This window comes from Streptomyces sp. NBC_00690, from assembly GCF_036226685.1.
In the GTDB taxonomy this organism is placed as follows: domain Bacteria; phylum Actinomycetota; class Actinomycetes; order Streptomycetales; family Streptomycetaceae; genus Streptomyces.
On record NZ_CP109009.1, the window covers coordinates 411,485 to 428,798 of the forward strand.

A 17,314-nucleotide genomic window follows, 5' to 3' on the forward strand; every position below is an offset into this window, starting at 1 on the left:
GAATTCAGCAGGAGGCGCCCTAGAACCGCACGCCCACGGAGGGGACGGTGGGGCTCTGGTCGTCCTGGGGGGCGATGGGCGCGACGAGGACGCCGCCGAACTGGCCGAGGCCGCCCGTCAGGCCGGACACGTCCGAGGCGCTCGGGCGGGGGTACCCGAAGGGAACAGGAGGCCGGAACCAGATGGGCTGCGCGGCGGCCTGACGGCCTTCTTCCAGTACACCCGGGGCGAAGTTGCTACCGGTGATGCGGATGGGGACCATATGTGATCCCGGTGGGGGAACGAGACGCACGATCGACGGTCGGTTCGGGATGGTCACCGTTTCGATGGCGGTCTGGGGCGCGACGTTGAACTGGAAGGCCGATCCCGTCTGTCCCGACTCCAGCGGGCCCCCGAAGGCATACGCTCCCTCGCCCCACTGCGCGCGCAGTCCGTCGGTGGACAGTTGCAAACCGCCCTGGGACTCCACCAATGCACCGGTGAACCCCTTCGACTGATCCGATCCGCCCCGCCATCCGACCGAGTGGTTGAACGTCTCCTCTCCCGAGGCCGAGGCGATCTCCCGGGTGACGCCCTCCGCCGACTGGGCGTTTCGGGTGGTCGAAGCCGCACGTTGTTGGGCGAGTTGAGCGGTCCGTGCGGCCTGGACCCTCGGACCGGTGCCAACGCGGTCCGCGATCCGCTGTCCCCAACGCTCGGGCCAACGCTTGATCGCTGCATTCGCTTGGGAGGCGCCGCGTCCCACCACTGACTGGCCGATGCGTTTGGCGATCCCGCCGGCACCCTGACCGATCGCGGAGGAGGCGACCCTGCTGACCACCGCCTTGCCCGCCGTGGTGCCCAGAGCCGCCGAGACCCCGACCCCCGCGCCCGCGAGAACCCCACCGGCGATACCACCGATCGCCGCGGCTTTGCCCACCTGCCCCAAGCTGGTGGATCTGCCGTCGACATGTGCTTCCATCAGCTCCCCTGCGACTCCACCGGCCGCGCCGCCGATGATGCCGCCGATCACGGCCGCGGCCGTTGCGCCTACTACGGGGCCCGCAAGCCCCGCGGTGGCGATGGTGAACACGGTCCCTACGAGGACGGCGGCACCGATGCCTGCCCACTGACCGACGCTGAGGTGCCCGGTGGGATCGGAGAGGGTCACCGGGTTGTTTCTGACATAGGTGTAGGGCGCGGGGCCGTCGAGCAACCCCGCAGGGTCGACACTGCTCCAACGGCCCAACCAGGGAGCGTAGTAGCGGGCGCCGTGGTAGTAGAGCCCCGTCTCCTCATCGCGTTCCTTGCCGGTGAACCGGTAGCGCTTCAAGGGCTCCCCGGTGAATCGCACCGCCTGGTAGGACGTCGTACCGAAGGGGTGGTACTCCTCGTAGGAGGTGGGAACGCCCTGGTCATCGGTCTCCAGGCAGACCGTGCCCAGCAGATTGTCGAACTGATACCGAATCAGGTGCTCCGGCGAACCGTCGTCGCCCCGCGTCCGGTTCTCGACCCGTGCGACACGGCGAGCGTCATCCATGATGTGCAGCGTCGTGCGCTCCAACGCAATGGTCTTGCCGTCGCCCCGGTACTCGCGGTACGCCTCGAAGCCGCCGATGTAGATCCGCTCGTACTGCCGGGTGCCGTTGTGCCGGTCGGCCACCTTCCGAACCCGCTGACCGTTGGTGTCGTAGACGTAGTGCACGATGCCGCCGCCACCGCGGTCCACGCGCTGGAGGCGGTCCCTGTGGTCCCAGCCCATCGCGGCCAGGTGCGGCATGGAGAGGGTGTTGCCGTGGGCGTCGTAGGTGTACGGCTCCACGGGGCCGGCTCCCACCCGGGTGTCGGTCAGCCGATTGCCGTACCGGTCCGGTTCCAGACTGCTCGGCTCGCGGTAGTGGAAGTTTCGGGTCCAGTCGCCACGGGCCGCCCGATGGACGAGGGCAAGGATGTTGCCGACCGCGTCGTAGGAGTACCGCTCGGTGTAGGTCCGCATGGCGGTTCCGTCATGCGGGTGCGTCAGATGACGGCGGGCTTCGTCGTTCCAGGTGGGCTGCGGGGTCGGGAGGCTGCCGATGTGTTCTCGGCCCGATGCGACGACCAACCGGTAGAGGGCGTCAAAGGTGTGATCGGTGTGCGGTTCGACCACCGTGTTGTCGAAGTAGAGGGTCTGCTGCGCATCGTCGCGGACATGGACGACATTGCCCGAGGGGTCGTAGACGTAGCTGAGGTCCTGGAGGACACTCGCCCGCCCGACGGTGCGCAGTCGGCTCAGACGGTGGGACATCGGGTCGTAGGTGTACTCACTCCGGACCGCGTTGCCGTAGTGGATCAGTGTGCGGCGGGCTCGGGCGTCGTAGTCGATGCCGGTGACGAAGGGCGTCCACTGCGGGTCGGCTTCACGGAGTCGGACGTCGACGCGTTCCAGTAGTCCCGCGCTGTTGTAGCCGGGGCGGAGGACGCTGCGGTCGGGTGAGACGATCGTGATCGGTCGGTTCAGTGCGTCGTAGGTCGTCGTCAGGACGAACTCGTCCGGCTCCAGCAGCCCGTAGGGCACGTGGTCGATGATCTCGGCGTCGCTCAGCGGGTCCAGGGGTGCCCAGTCGACGGTTTCGCGGTACTCAGTGGCCAACAGCCGGCTGGTGCGCAGGACGTTGCCCTTGAAGTCGTGGCGCTCGGCGGTGACGACACCGGCGCCGTCGTAGTGCTGGTGGTAGCGCGTACGCAGATTGAGAGCTTCCGCATCGGGATGGGACTCACCGTAAACGGTCCGCTCCACCAAGAGCTCCGGTCCGCTGTCCTGGCGCACATGGACGCCGACAGGGCGTCGCAGCGCGTCGTACGTCAGTCGGGTGGTGTGCCCACGGCCGTCCCACGACAGCATGGTCGTCCCGCCGCAGTCCTGGAGGGCGACCGTCACGCCGGCGTCCGCACTGTCGACCAATGCCTTGCCGGACACGAGGTCAAAGTCCTGCCGCACGAGGGTTCGGCCCAGCGGGTCGACGATCCGGCGCTCACGGCCTTCGATATCCAGGTGGTGTCGGGTGGTGTAGCGCTCCTCCCGAGTGGTGTCCCCGTCCCGGAATCGGTTGTGCGCCTGGCTGAGGAAGGGCCGGCCGAGGCTGTCCAACCACTGCGTCGCGGGGGTGGCCGCGTGGACGGCGGTCTTCTCGGCGGCGGATCGCTCGGCCGCGCCGAGGCTTCCGTCGATGCGACGCCCGTACCAACTCCGCCACTCGTCGCGGCCCGACAGATAGCGCCGTAGATAGCCGCCGACGTCTGGGTCCTCCCGGGGGTCGGCCAGCACCGTGTCATTGAGGTCCCAGGTCTCCTGGTGCCAGGGGTCGAAAGTGACCTTCTCCCAGGTGTCATCAGGGTGGAGGGTGGCCACCACGCGCTCGACAGGGTCATAGAAGAGCACCGGGCTCACGCCCACGGCGACCGCGAACTCAAAGGAGTGGGTGACCGAGAAGAAGGGCTCGTAGATGCGGACCGGCTTGCCCTTGTTGTTGAAGACGGTCCACCCGGTGCCGACCCAACGGCCCGCCACCACAGGTCCGCCCTCGGTCAGCGGGCCCGGCTCGGCCTGGGCCTTCTGCTGGATCTCCCGACCGAATCCGTCCGAGTAGGAGAAGCTCTGCTGCACGGGCGACTGCTCACCCTCAGCAAGCTCGTGCGCATGGACCTCCCGGGTGAGGGTGGACAGTGCGGGGCAGGCCGGCCGCTCCTGCCGACGGGTGCGGGCATAGGCGAAGAGATCGTAGAGAACGCGTGTGGTCGCACCGCCGAGATGCCGATGGGGATCGGTGAGGGGGGCCTTGAAGTAGTCGGCTACGAGCGCGTCATCGGGGTCAGGGTCGATTCCGTCGAGGGTGTCGCCGCGGGCTTCGCCCGACTTGCCCGTCACGGCGGTCGCCACCACCAGGCCGAGGGCGTCGAACAGCACCTCCGCCCGGTTGCCGTTGGCGTCCGTCACCAGTCTTGGGGACAGGACCCGGTAGTCGTTCCCGTTGCCGCTCACCCGCCCGTCCGCATCCCGCTCCCCGACGGTGACCAAATTGCCCACCGGGTCGCATACCTGCCGGGTGAGCAGGTCGTACGGGTCATAGCTCACCTCGGTGAGCGCCCCGAACGGATCCAGGAAGCGGTGCGGGAGAAAGAAGTGGCTTTGTGCGTGGGCCAGTTCGTCGTCAGCCGGGGAAGGGGAGTAGAAGGCTCGGCCGGAGGGGATCCACCAGCCGTCGTGATCGTCCTGCCGTACATAGCCGGCGGGGCCGGACAGCAGCGCGTCGTCCACCCGGTCGCCGTAGAGTGCCGTCACCAGACTGGGAGTGAGGGCCAGTCGGTGGCTCAGATCCGGCAGGGCTTTCGGCTCCAGCGAGCCCAGGGGCAGCGGACCGGTGAGATCGTCACGGCGGAATCGGGTCCGGGTGTGGGCGAGCAACCTGCGCGTGGGGGCCATCGGTGCCTCGTCCCACCGCTCGTTGGGCACCTCCCGGGTGGTCGACTTCAGCTGCGCGTCCAACTCGGCTGGGCTGAACAACCGGCCCTCGGGACGCAGTCCCCACACCTCCCAGACGCGGGTCTCGCACAGCGCCGGGGTGCGGTAGGCATCGGGCAGGTCGACGGCGTTGGTGTAGCGGTGCCGGGTGTGGACGACATGGAGGCGTTCCTGGGGCGCCCGGTCGCCCGGGATGGACGGGGTGTCCGGGCAGGGCCGGCCGCGCCCGTAGGCGATGGACGCCGAGCTCAGCACATTGCCGAAGTCATCGACCTCCAGCACCACTTCATGGCCGATCCTCGGATCGAGGGTGCGCTCGTAGTGCCCTGTGATGGATTCCTTCGGGTGGACGAGGAACACCGCGTGCGGCGCCTCGGCCCCCGACAGCCCGGGGTCGCGATCGGCGTGTTGCAGCAGCCGGACGGTGTAGTTGTGCTCGGAGACGGTGTACGGGCGGGCCGCGGCCTCGGTGCCGTCGAGGGCGTACACCTCGTGGCGCAGTACGGCGCCACGGAGCGCCCGATGGGCCTGGCGGCGTTCGTCCGGGGTGAGCGGGGTGTCCGGGAGTGTCGATTCAGCGAGGTGTGTTCGGCCCACGACCGTGCCGCCGTCCGCCTCCCGGAAGGGCTCGTTGCCCGGCCGTCGGGCGATCCGTCCGTCGTCTGCCGCTCCCGTGTGGAACCAGGTCCTGGTCAGCACAGGCGGCACATGTGCGGCGGGGTCGCGGTTGGTGGCGGGCGTGGCGGCGAGTGCGGCGAAGGTCTCGGTGTCCCACTGCTCGACCATGCCGAAGCCGTGGAACTCGCGCTCGATGCCGTCGAAGTGACCGTCGTGGTAGGCGTATCGGGAGGTGAACCGATTGCCACTGATCCGGTCCACGGTCTCGATCCGCTCGACGACGTGCACCGGGAACGGCAGCCGGGTGCGCCAGGGCCGTCCTGCGGCCCGGTCCGCGAGCGAGAACACGGTCGAGCGCGCGTAGCTGACCCGGGTCTCGGCGCCTAGTCCGTTGGACATGTGCACGAGCAGACGCGGTTTCTCTCCGCCCATCAGAGAGACATAGCGGACATGCCGGCCGCTGTCGCCGGGAAGCGGTGACGACCACACCAGACAGGCGGTTCCGTTGCCCAACAGATCCACCGTGGCGACCTGCGACAACGTGTCCGCACGGGGAAAGGGAACGGGCAATTCGGCCACGGGTGCCCAACTGTTCCCGGAGCGATTGCGGTGGATCAGCACGGCCGAGCGATGGAGATAGAGGATGTCGACCGTGCCCGTGCCGTCGATGTCCGCGAGCCGGACGCGCCGCTGGTCGAACTGGTCCGGCTCGTCGAACCAGGGAGCGTCGCCCATCACGGTCTTCGGCCCGAACCGGCCGTACCCCAGATTCGGCCAGTAGCAGACCTCGCCATTGCGAATGCGTACCAGATCGGTCAATCCATCGCCGGACATGTCGGCGAGGTGGATCGACTGCTCCCGGTCGGCGAGCACGAGTCGGGGCCCGGACTCCTCGTCCAGGGACGGCCGGACGCGCTGCGCGGGACCGAAGCCGTCCTCGGCGAGCGAGGGGTACCAGCTGATCACTTCGTCCTCGGTGATCAGTACATCGGCGAGACCGTCGCCGGTGAGGTCCACGAGCCTCAGGTTCGGGTCGCGCCACTGCAGACCGGGCAGTGTCGAGAAGGGGCGGAACGGCAACCAGTCCGCGTCGGTGGTGCGCTCGTAGAAGCCGGGTGCCCCGCCTTCGAACTCGACCAGATCGAGCTGTCCGTCACCGGCGAGGTCGACGAGTTGGGCTCCACCGTCGAGCCTCGGCGCGGGGCGGGGCGCGACCTGTCGTACGGGCTCGTACCGACCCTCCCCCAGGGCGCGCCGGTAGAACCAGCCACCTGCCTGTTCGGTCAGGATGCCCGCCAGACCGTCGCCGTCGAGATCGACCCATCGATAGCCGGGGCCGTCGGGTCCCGTCGGCAGGTTCTCCAGGCTCTCCGGGGGGAGCTCGTGCAGTTTGGGGTCGATCCGTGCCTCGGTGTAACCGAACTCCAGCGGGGGCAGCGGTTTGCGTACATATCCACCGGAGCTGGGCAGACGGCGGTATCCGGCCTGAGTCACCGATTCGATGGTGGAGGCCGTGGGGTCCTCACGGTAGGCGAAGTCCGTGGACCCAACGAGGCAGTCCCGACCGACGCCCGGCTCATCGGGGAAGTGGTGGAACATCAGCGCGCGTCGACAGAGGCGATGGGTCCGCACCTCAAATCCCGCGCGGTACGTCGAGAACGGATCGAGCCGACAAGTCCAGCGGGCGGTCTCGGCGGGGAGCGGACGGGTCGGATCATGCTCGCCGTAGTCGAAGACGAGCTCGAACATCCACTCGGGCTCGGGTGCGGCGGTCTCGGGGACGACGCGGCTGGGGTGGTCAGAACGGTCGGGCGGGTCGAGGTGCGGCGCCGTCCACGGGGGGTTCACCGAAACGGAGGCGGCCCGATCGTTCCGGGCAGTGTCTGACGAGCGGAGATCGTTCACCGGCTCGTCGGAACTGACACATGTCAGATCCGGATCGGTCCAACGCGGTGTCCTGTTGCCGTAGCTGATCCGCTTCGGATATCGGTTCGCCGACCGGGCCGCAGGGGTCCGATGTCGCTCGTGTGCGGCCCCAAGGTCGACGCCTTGGGAGTCCTCCGCCTTGTACTCGTACACCATCGCATTGCCGCTGGAGTCATAGCTATCGCAGATCAGCCAGGTGAAGATGCGCAAGGGGTCGGCAGGGTCGGCGATGCGGCTGCCGGGCGTCCGACCGTAGAGGCTGGTCACGTTCCCGACCGAGATGGACCGCCAGTGGGTGTCCCCGGTGACAGCGTCCGTCCATCGCTCGATGCGGGCGAACAGCCCCTCGGTACGAGGCCGGTAGCGGCGCACCCGGTACGCGTGCCCACCGAGGGTGCGCACGCGTCGACACGGGCCAGGCTCTGGAACGAGATCCTCCGCTCCCGAGATCAGGAAGACGTCCTCGGGGTCGTCCCCGTAGCGCGGCAACCCCTTGTCGGTCTTGCGGGTGATGGCGGGCAGCGAAACCTGCCAGCCGTAGCCGAACGGACCGTTTCCCGAACCGGAGTCGTAGCGCAGGGCCAGGGAGGGGCCGAAGCCCGAGCGGCCGGGGCTGGCGGCCAAGGGGACCGAGAGCGTCCCGGTGCCGTTGGCCGCGTTGGTCTCGAACTTCTCGCCGATCCCACGGATCGCTCCACCCCCCTTGGGGAGGGTGACGGAGGGAGGTTGTACGCCAGTGTCGTCCTGACGCGCTGTGGTGGGCGAGGATTGGCGGGAGGGGGCAGGCGGAACTACTGCGTCCGGCATGGGACTTCGCCTCCATGGCCCTACGTTCAACACGCACTGCGGAAGCGGCTCTTGACGACAAAACGATAGGCCGCCTCCCCGGCCGAATCCCATCGCTCGGACGAGTGATTCGGATCTGCCGAAATCCAGCGAGCGCCGCATCCGGGCGTGCGGCCGTTGGCATGCGCCGGTCCGTACGCGCCGGCCCGCCGTGGTCCCTCGTACGCGCATCGCGGGCGCCCCGGCCGAGCGAGCACACACCGACCGCGTAAATCAGCGGCCTCCTTGGCTCGGAGCGGTGGATCCCGGTGTGGTGCCCACCTCCCCTGGCAACCCGACCTCGGTGGGCCGCCCGTCGTCGACGTCGCGGTGCTCTGCGGCGTCGGGTGGAAGAACTGACCTCGCCTCACCGGCCAGGGGAGACAACGGCAATGTCCCCGTCACGACGGTCGGGCGAGCGGCTGTACGGGGGACGTTCGTGGTGCAGGCGGCTGACGCTCGACGACTCCAGTGCAAGCGCCACTGCCGAGCCCCTCCTCAGGGGTACTGATCGCGACCATGGTGAAAGCACAGCAACCCGCGCGATTCCGCGGGCGAAGAACTCTGGGCCTCCTCGCGGCAACGGTGCTCTGTGCATGGGGAGCGGGGACGCCGGGTCTCTCGACAGCTGCCGACTTCGGCGGTCGTACGAGCGTCGTGGCTCAACCGGCGACGGGCGCTCTGCTCGCGGGTACCCCACTGGTGCAGGAGACGTTCACGGGCGCGACCGCGGATGCCGGATTCGTCGCCGTGGGGTCGGCGTGCCTCACGGGAGCCGCAACCGCCCCGGTGGCGGGTCCGGGCAGTCATCCGCTCGGCGGGTGCCCGGCGGCACAGACCGGTCCCGTTCCTCCGACCGGCGGCGCACCGAACGGGTACCTCCAGCTCACCGACGCCTCCAACGACCAGGCCGGCGCGGTCCTGTACGACCAAGCGCTGCCCGCGGCCGAGGGCCTCGACGTCACCTTCGACCAGTGGCAGTACGGCAGCACGACCCCTGCGACCCCCGCGGACGGCATTTCGTTCTTCCTGGTCGACGGTGATACGGCGCTCACGCACCCCGGTGCCTTCGGCGGCAGCCTCGGCTACGCGCAGAAACTGCCGGACGACAACCCCGCCAATGCCTTCCTTCCCGGCGTGGACCGGGGCTACCTCGGTATCGGGCTGGACGTCCTGGGCAACTACTTCGGCGACTGGGAACAGCGCGGCAACGGTTGTGCCACGCGCTCACCGGCCGGCACCGAGTTCCGGATTCCCGCTCCGGGAGCCAACATGGTGACCGTCCGCGGCCCGGGTGACGGCATCGAGGGGTACTGCTTCCTCACCGCGTCCACCGACAACTTCTCCACCAGCGGCCCTTGGCCGTCCACGCTGCCCGGGGAACTCCAGGGGCCGCTGACCGCATTGCCGCCCGGGGCCACCCCCGCCGAGGCGGAAGCCGCTCTGGAGCCCTCGCGCCGCCGGGTCAACGTGCACCTGACCCCGGCCCCCGATCCGGTGCTGACGGTGACGATCGACTTCAACGACGGCACCGGCGCCCACCAGGTGATCTCCACCCCCGCCCCCGAACCGGTCCCGGCCACCTACAAGTTCGGCTTCGCCGGATCGACGGGACTCTTCACCGACGTCCATCTGATCCGCAATGTCACGATCACCACCGAGCGTCCGCTGCCCGCGCTCGATCTGGTGAAGCAGGTGCACCAACCGGTGCCCGCGCTACTGGAGGAGGGAACCGAGGTTCCTTACGACTTCGTGGTCACCAACTCGGGCGGTGCCCCCGTCACTCAGTTGACGGTGGACGATCCGAAGACGGGGCCGGTGAGCTGCCCGGTGACCACTCTCGGGGTGGGCGAGACGGTCACCTGCACGGCGATCTACATCGTCACCGCCCAAGACGTGGCCGAGGGCTCCATCACGAACACCGCGATCGCCACGGCCACCTCCGGCACCACTCCGGTCACCTCGCCTCCGTCCGACGAGACGGTGCCGATCGCCCAGCCGCCGAGCATCGCCGTGGAGAAGGCCGTCGAGACTCCCGGCCCCTACAGTGCGGGTACCGAGGTGGAGTACGTCTACACAGTACGCAACACCGGCGGCCACCCGCTGACCGGCGTTCAGATCACGGACGATCGAGTCACCGGCATCATCTGCGAGGCGAGCACGCTGCAACCCGAGGGCCAAAGCGGCGACAGCACCACCTGTCGGGGCAGCTACACCGTCACCCAGGCGGATGCCGACGCGGGGTTCGTCACCAACACCGCGACCGCGAGCGGCACTGCAGAAGGCCGGACCGTCACCTCACCACCTGCTCAGGCGACCCTCCCCATCGAGGGCGGGCCTTCGGTCTCCTTGACCAAGCGGGTGACCAGCCCGGGCCCGCACCGGGTCGGGGACACCGTCCAGTACGCCTACACCGTCACCAACAGCGGCACCCGAACTTTGACCGCGGTACGCGTGGTCGACGACCACATCACCACGGTCGTCTGTGACACGACGACCCTGGCACCCGGCGCGTCGACCGTCTGTCGTGGCGAATACATCATCACCGAGACGGACGGCGCCGCGGGCGAGGTCACCAACCGAGCGCAGGCAGCCGCGGAGGACCCCGCCGGGAACACCGTGGCGAGCGAGCTCGTGACGGCAACCGTGCGCATCCCACCGGTCAAGGGAGCGGTCAAGGTCCGCAAGACCGATGCGAAGAACGGCAGGGCGCTGGCGGGGGCGGTGTTCGAGCTGTGGAGGGAGACCAACGGCGTGGCCGGGCTCCAGACCACGGCCTCCGGCACCGTCGCGGCGGACGAGAGGCGCGGAGCCGGATGCGCCACGGACCGGGCGGGGGTGTGCGTCTTCGACGGTCTGCCCGCCGGCATGTACTACCTCAAGGAGACCGACGTCCCCGAGGGCTATGTCCTTCCTGCGCAGCCGGTGACCGGGCCCTACACGATCACCGCCCAGAACGCTGACACTCCCGTCACCGTCGACCTCGCCAACCAGCGCGGTGAGAACGGGAAGGGCAAGGACAAGGACAAGGGATAGACCGGAGGAGCATCGCACTCCCCACGGGCGTTGTTGTTGTCGTGCCGGGCTCACCGGGTGAGCCCGGCACGACAACACGTTGAGAGCGGCCTCGGCCCCAACACACGCCAGGCCCCACCGGCAGATCCATCGGGTCGGCGCCAGCCCTTCCACTGCCCGTCTTGCCAACAGGAACGGATACGGCGGCCCACCGTGCTGGGGCCTTCCCAACGAAGGGCAAGGATCTGCGTGACTGCCCGATGTCACTGCCGTGCCTTACGTTGATGGCATGACCACCTTCACCGACTTCAACTTCAAACTCCTCGTCGTCGAACAGCTCATGTACTCGGACGAGACGCTCACCCCGAAGTTCAATCTCGCCGAGCACCTGGGCGTCGACGATCCCTTCGGCTACGCCGTCGAGAGGGACCTGGCCCATACCGTGCTGCCGGAGGCACGGGCCTTCTTCGAAGCACTGGAGATCAGTGACGAACTGCTGGCCAGTGTCGAGGTGCTGCTGGCGGACGGCGGCAACGAGGTCTACAACGAGTGCGCCCCGATGTGGGACGGCGAGGACGACCTCTTCGATGTCCGCTCACTCGACGACCTCGCGCTCCTGCCGAACCTCAAGTGCATAGAGGGCGCGGAGGAAGCACTCTTGGCCGTTTCCAACAAGCTGGAGATCCTGGCGGCGCGCGGCATCGCTGTCGAGTAGTCACCCGTCGACGGCCCACCGGTCCGCAGTACGCGCCCGACACCGACGACGGTCCGGTGGGCAGAGCACCCGGCATCCGCGCACTTTCTCTGCCACCAAGAGCGACTTCCCCCTAGACGAGGTCGAAGCACGAGCACCACGACTCCCATCCGTTCCGTTTCCATCCGCATAGCACGCCCGGAGCCGCTTCCCCGGACGCCTCGCCGGTGTCGCAAGTGTGATCGCGGTGGACCCACCCGGCTTGTTGAAGCACACGAATACGGTCCAGGACCATGCGTCCCTGTGCCGTACTCCCGCACGCCTGACCAGGGCCCTTCCCCTCCCTTCCGGCCGACCGGAATGCTGATCGTGTTGAACGGCAAGCTGATTCTCTTCAGGAGGCATTCATGAAGGTTGCGCGTTCGTTGGTCGTCGCTGTTGCGGCAGGAATTCTCATGGCCGGTTCGGGTGCCGCACTGGCCGCCCCGTCGGCGGCGGCGGTGAGCCGGTTCGACGACGGCAGTTTCGAGTACCCCACAGCGCCGGCGAACTCGTTCACCACGGTCAACAGCGGGCAGGCAATCGGACCCTGGCAGGTCACCGCCGGAGGCGTGGACCTGATCGGCGAAGGATTCTGGCAGGCGGCCGAGGGAGGTCAGTCCGTCGACCTCAACGCAACCCAGGCGGGCACAGTGACCCAGACCTTCACCACGACCCCGGGTCGGACCTACACGGTCACCTATGCACTGGCCGCGAACCCGGAGGGGGCCCCGGCCGTGAAGACCGGCAGGGTCCTCGTGGACGGTCAGAACTTCCAGGACTTCTCGTTCAACTCCACCGGGAAGACCCGTGCCGCCATGGGCTATGTGCAACGGCAGGTGACGTTCGTGGCCAACGCGTCGACGACGACCCTCGGGTTCGCCAGCACCTCGCCCGGCGCCTATGGGCCCGTCATCGACGACGTGCGCGTCACGGGCTCGTCGCCCTGTTCCTGTACCCCCTGACGGCCCCACCGTCCTGACCGGGACGGAGAACTCCCCCGGTCGAGCCGATGGCATCGGCCGGGGCGTATTCGGCGGAATGCCCTGACCGGCCTTCTGCTCTCACCGGTGCCACCCGGTCCGACCCTTCCTACCACCGCACGGTGGCGAGCCATGGCCCGCCACCGTGCGGTGGTTCGTTGTGATCGTGAAACGATGGACTCATGGTGCATCAGTCCGATCCGGACAATCGCGGTCGCTACGGTCGTCGCAAGCCACGCCCGGGCCTGACCACGTCGGTCGTGGTGGCCGCCGGGCGCAGGGTGATCGAGCGCGACGGGTTGGACGCACTGACCATGCGTACCGTCGCGCGGGAGCTCGACACCGCGGCCACCTCGCTGTACCGGCACGTCGCGGACCGGGACGCCCTGCTCCTCGCCATCCTGGAACAGGTCGCCGAGGGACTGCCGGTGACGGTGCCCGGGGACACCGCAGGCGAACGGCTCCTGCGGCGGCTGATGGACGCTCACGACTACCTCGCGCATCACGTGTGGGTGTTGCACATCCTCATCCGTGGTGACCTCGTGGCCGAGACCGCCTTCTCCTTCGTCGACGCGTGCTTCGCGGACTTCCTGGAAGCCGGGCTTTCACCTCAGGAGGCGCTGGACGCGTACTGGGCGTGTTGGCACCTCATGCTGGGAGAGTTGCTCGCCCAGCACCCCCTCGTACCGCCGAAGGAGCCGAGCCAGCGCAGTGTGGCGGTGGAGGGGGCCGACATCGACCGGCTGCCCGCCTTCGCTCGGGTGCTGGGGTCGACGCAGGACCGGGCCGCTGTGGGCCGGCTTCCCGAGGAACGGTTCGGCCGCGCCGTCGCGGCGTTGCTGAGCGCGCTCCTCGTGGACGGCGAGTGAAACCCTTCGTACCAGAGGGGTTGGGATCGCCCCCTGCCGGTTGGTCCACGGGGCCTAGTAGTACGGGTGAGCGGACGGCGGGATCTGTCGGGCCGGAGCGCGGTCGGTCTCACGTCCCGCTGGCCGCCACCCGCCACCGCCGTGCCCCGGTCTGAGCGGCCCACATGTCCGCGTACCGGCCCTGCGCCGTCAGGAGTTCGGTGTGCGTGCCCCGCTCGGCGACCTGGCCGCGGTCGATGACGAGGATCTGATCCGCTCCGGTGACGGTGGACAGTCGGTGGGCGATGACGAGGACCGTCTTATGGGCGACGAGTGCGTCGATGGCCTGCTGGACCGCCACCTCACTGCCACTGTCGAGCGCGGCGGTCGGTTCGTCGAGGAGGACGATGGGGGCGTCCTTGAGGATGGCGCGGGCGATGGAGACCCGTTGGCGTTCCCCTCCGGAGAGCGCGCCACCGATCTCGCCCACCCGAGTGTCGTAGCCCCGAGGTAGACGGCTGACGAACTCGTGGACGTTGGCGGCTCTGGCGGCGGCTTCCACCTCGTCATCGGTGGCATCGGGGCGCGCCATGGCGATGTTGGCGCGAATGGTGTCGTCGAAGAGGTAGACGTCCTGGAAGACGACGGCGACATGGCGGTAGATCTCGGTGGGAGCGACCTGGCACAGATCCGTACCACCGATGCGGACGGTGCCCGAGTCGGGGTCCGCGTAGCGGGTGATGAGTTTGGAGATCGTCGTCTTTCCCGAACCGGAGGGGCCCACCAGGGCGGTCAGGGAGCGGGCCGGCAGGGTGAAGGAGATCCGGTCCAGGACGGGTTCGGGGTCGTCGGGGTGGTAGTGGAACTCAACGTCTTCGAAGGCGATGTCGAAGCGGTCGATCCGGGCCTCGGGATCGCCGACGGGGAGCGGTTCGCTCTCCATGACCTCCTGGATGCGTTCGAGGGAGGCTTCCGACAGTTCGAAGACGGCGATCATCGTGGTGGCGGTGACGAGCGGTTCGGCGAGCTTGACGGCCGCCACCGCCAGTGCGGCGAGCAGGGGCGCGGAGAGGCTGGCATCGAGCACGAGGGCCGCTCCCACCGCGACGGCGGCGACGATCGCGAGTTGCACGGCCGCGATGGCGATGATGCTGGGTGTGGTGAGCGACTTCTGTGACTCGCTCATGACGTGGGTCTGGTGCTTCAGTGCCGCGTCGAGCCGGCGGGAGGACTCACCGACCTGTCCGGCCGCTCGCAGGACCGGCAGCCCCTGGACGTACTCGACGATCCGTGAGGCGGCGGCCCCGTCGGCGGTGTTGGTCGCGCGCAGTCCCGTGCCGGCGCGGCGCTGGATGCCCCGGACGAAGGGCAGGGCCGCGGGCAGCGTTGCCAGGAGTACGAGTCCGACGCGCCAGTCGACCACCAGGACGATCAGGACGACGACGACCGGGACGACGACGGCCTGAACGAAGAGGAAGGCGATGTGGGATGCGCCCATGGACGCGTACGAGACGTTGCCTCCGACCAGGGTGCTGAGGTCGCCCGCCGAGCGCTTCTCCAGTTCCCGCAGTGGCATGGCGCGCAGTTTCTCGCCGAGGCCGAGGCGGAGGTCGGACATCACCCGTGCCCAGTCCTCGTACTGGAAGCGGAGCTCGCCGAGTCGGCAGAGCGCTTCGAGTGCGTACAGGAGGAGGAAGGCGAGGAACCAGGTCCATGCGGTGGTGGAGTCGATGTCGGGCTGGGCGAGTTCATGGATCAGGCCGATGAGGGCGCCGTAGGCGGCGGCCTGGGCCAGGGAGCCGAGTAGGGAGGCCCGCAGGGAGGCGAGGAACCGTTCGCCGCGTGAGCCGGCGGCGATCATCATCAGACGGAACAGGCGCTTCATGCCGGGGTCTCCTCTGGGGTGCCGACCCGTGTCGTGTGGGTGGTGCGGGCGGATGAGAGCCCGGACAGCCCCCACTGGTCCGCTTTGAGGTGCTGGCGCCACATCGCCGCGTAGCGGCCTTCGGCGGCGAGGAGGGAGGTGTGGGTGCCGCTCTCGGCGACCCGTCCGCGGTCGAGTACGACGATCTGGTCGGCGTCGACGATGGTGCTGAGGCGGTGGGCGATGACCACGACGGTGCGTCCGCGGGTCAGTTCGGCCAGGGCTCGCTGGATGGCCGCCTCGTTCTCCGGGTCGGCGAAGGCGGTCGCCTCGTCGAGCACAATGATCGGGGAGTCGGCGAGGAGCGCCCTCGCGATGGTGATGCGCTGCCGTTGGCCGCCGGAGAGTTGTGAACCCCGTTCGCCGACACGGGTGTCGTAGCCGTGGGATAGGTCCCGGCGGATGAAGTCGTCGGCCTGTGCGGCGCGGGCAGCGGCTCGGACCTCTTCATCGGTTGCGTCGGGTCGGGCGAGGCGGATGTTCTCGGTGACGGTGTCGTCGAGGAGGAAGGGCTCCTGGAAGACGAGGCCGACATGGCGCAGCAGTTCGCCGGGGTCGATCTCGCGGACGTCCATGCCGCCGACGTGGACGGCCCCGGAGTCCACGTCCCAGAACCGGGGGATCAGCCGGGCGATGGTCGACTTGCCGGAGCCCGATGCACCGACCAGGGCACAGACCGACCCTGCGGGCACCTGGAGACTGACACCGTCCAACGCCCTGCGAGTATCGGCGGAGGCCGCACCGTAGGAGAAGTCGACGCTGGTGAAGGCGATCGAGCCGTCTGCGGGCGTGCGGGGTGACTCGGCTTCCGGGAGTGGGCGGATGGCGAGGAGGTCTGCGATGCGCTGGGCGCCGGCCCTGGACTCGGTGATGAACTGGCTGATGTACATCAGGGGGACGACGGACTCGATCGGCATGGTCCCGAGCAGGGTGGCGAGGACAAGGTCGACGAGCGACAGGGAGCCGGTCGAAACCAGCCAGGTGCCGACGGCGACCACGATGACGAGCGTGGGCAGCGGGGTCATGGCGGCACGGGTGAGGACCCCCGCCTTCCTCGTCCGGCGCTGCCACTGTTCCGTGGCCCGGGTGAAGTCGGCGACCCGGTCGGCGAACCGCGCGAAGGATGTGGTGCCGTCGTCGAAGGCGCGGACCACGGGCATTCCCTGGACGAACTCGACCACGGCTTCGTTGATGGCTTCGTTGGCCCTGTCGTAGGCGCGGCGCTGCTCGGCGTGGTCCTTGGTGACGAGTCGGAAGCCGATCACTACGGCCGGCACGATGGCGAGGACGGCGAGGAGCAGCCGCCAGTCGAGGATCGCGAGCGCAGCGAGTGCGGCCAGGGGTTGGGCGAGACCGGCTCCGATCATGGGTGTGGCATCGGCGACGGCTCCGTGCAGGGCACGGACGTCGTCCTGGATGACCTTCTTCAGGGTTCCGGATCCCAAGGACTGGACGGTGCCGAGGGGGACGGTCGACAGATGCCGGGCGAGGTCGCGTCGGAGCGTGGTCTCCAGTTCGAAGGATGCGATGTGGGACAGGTCGGCTGCCCGTTTGCGCAGGCCGAACTGGGTGATCATCGCTGTGGCGGCGGCGCCCAGCAGCCATGCCGTGCTGGTGCCGGACGGGTCCGACGAGAGCAGTTCGTCCAGGGCGAATCCCATGAGGACCAGACCGGCGACACCGAACACACCGCCTGCGGCGCCCACACCGAAGGCGAGGACGAGCCTGCCGCGGATGCTGCCGAGGAGAGCGAACAACGGGTCCCGACCCGCACGGGTCGCTCCGGTATCCCCGGGCTCTGCGGTGCCTTCTGCGAGCTCAGGTGTGGATGGGGCCTTGGCTCCGTCGTCCTGCGGAGTCTCGTACACGGTCGTACCGCTAGTGGGCATGGGAGCCCTCCCTCTCCGCTCGCGCGACATTAATGATAATGATTGTCATTCGCATGTAATCCCCATCGCCCGC

Annotated in this window: 7 protein-coding genes; 4 read left to right on the forward strand and 3 right to left on the reverse strand. The window is 68.7% G+C overall.

The window, feature by feature from the left end; all coding sequences use genetic code 11:
- Positions 1-19: 19 nt before the first annotated feature.
- Entirely contained in the window at positions 20-7,831 is a 7,812-nt protein-coding gene (locus OID54_RS01815) for a SpvB/TcaC N-terminal domain-containing protein (protein WP_329012864.1), read from the reverse strand.
- Positions 7,832-8,506: 675 nt separating this feature from the next.
- Between OID54_RS01815 and OID54_RS01820 the strand changes: the two genes are divergently transcribed.
- From OID54_RS01820 to OID54_RS01835, 4 genes are all read left to right on the forward strand, one after another.
- A complete protein-coding gene (locus OID54_RS01820) occupies positions 8,507-10,885 on the forward strand; it encodes a DUF7507 domain-containing protein (protein ID WP_329012867.1) in 2,379 nt (792 codons plus the stop codon).
- A gap of 268 nt (positions 10,886-11,153) precedes the next feature.
- Positions 11,154-11,579 (forward strand): DUF6892 domain-containing protein, encoded by a 426-nt coding sequence (locus OID54_RS01825; RefSeq protein ID WP_329012870.1) that lies wholly within the window; start codon positions 11,154-11,156, stop codon positions 11,577-11,579.
- A gap of 386 nt (positions 11,580-11,965) precedes the next feature.
- On the forward strand, positions 11,966-12,562 hold the full coding sequence (locus OID54_RS01830; protein ID WP_329012872.1) for a choice-of-anchor C family protein: 597 nt from the start codon (positions 11,966-11,968) through the stop codon (positions 12,560-12,562).
- 200 nt (positions 12,563-12,762) lie between these two features.
- The gene (locus tag OID54_RS01835) at positions 12,763-13,449 is read left to right on the forward strand and encodes a TetR/AcrR family transcriptional regulator (RefSeq protein WP_329012875.1); all 687 of its coding nucleotides are present in this window, start codon (positions 12,763-12,765) and stop codon (positions 13,447-13,449) included.
- Between the two features lie 109 nt (positions 13,450-13,558).
- On the opposite strand, the gene OID54_RS01840 is transcribed toward OID54_RS01835, so the two are convergent.
- On the reverse strand, positions 13,559-15,313 hold the full coding sequence (locus tag OID54_RS01840) for an ABC transporter ATP-binding protein (RefSeq protein WP_329012878.1): 1,755 nt from the start codon (positions 15,311-15,313) through the stop codon (positions 13,559-13,561).
- Positions 15,310-17,241: an ABC transporter ATP-binding protein gene (locus OID54_RS01845; protein WP_329012882.1), complete on the reverse strand. Its 1,932-nt coding sequence runs from the start codon at positions 17,239-17,241 to the stop codon at positions 15,310-15,312. The genes OID54_RS01840 and OID54_RS01845 overlap by 4 nt, the downstream gene beginning before the upstream one ends.
- Positions 17,242-17,314 lie beyond the last annotated feature (73 nt).

Bases quoted from the DNA above. Each gene is read 5' to 3' on its own strand.
- OID54_RS01835 (WP_329012875.1), top strand. From the start codon at position 12,763: ATGGTGCATCAGTCCGATCCGGACAATCGCGGTCGCTACGGTCGTCGC.
- OID54_RS01815 (WP_329012864.1), bottom strand. From the start codon at position 7,831: ATGCCGGACGCAGTAGTTCCGCCTGCCCCCTCCCGCCAATCCTCGCCC.
- OID54_RS01830 (WP_329012872.1), top strand. From the start codon at position 11,966: ATGAAGGTTGCGCGTTCGTTGGTCGTCGCTGTTGCGGCAGGAATTCTC.
- OID54_RS01825 (WP_329012870.1), top strand. From the start codon at position 11,154: ATGACCACCTTCACCGACTTCAACTTCAAACTCCTCGTCGTCGAACAG.
- OID54_RS01845 (WP_329012882.1), bottom strand. From the start codon at position 17,241: ATGCCCACTAGCGGTACGACCGTGTACGAGACTCCGCAGGACGACGGA.
- OID54_RS01840 (WP_329012878.1), bottom strand. From the start codon at position 15,313: ATGAAGCGCCTGTTCCGTCTGATGATGATCGCCGCCGGCTCACGCGGC.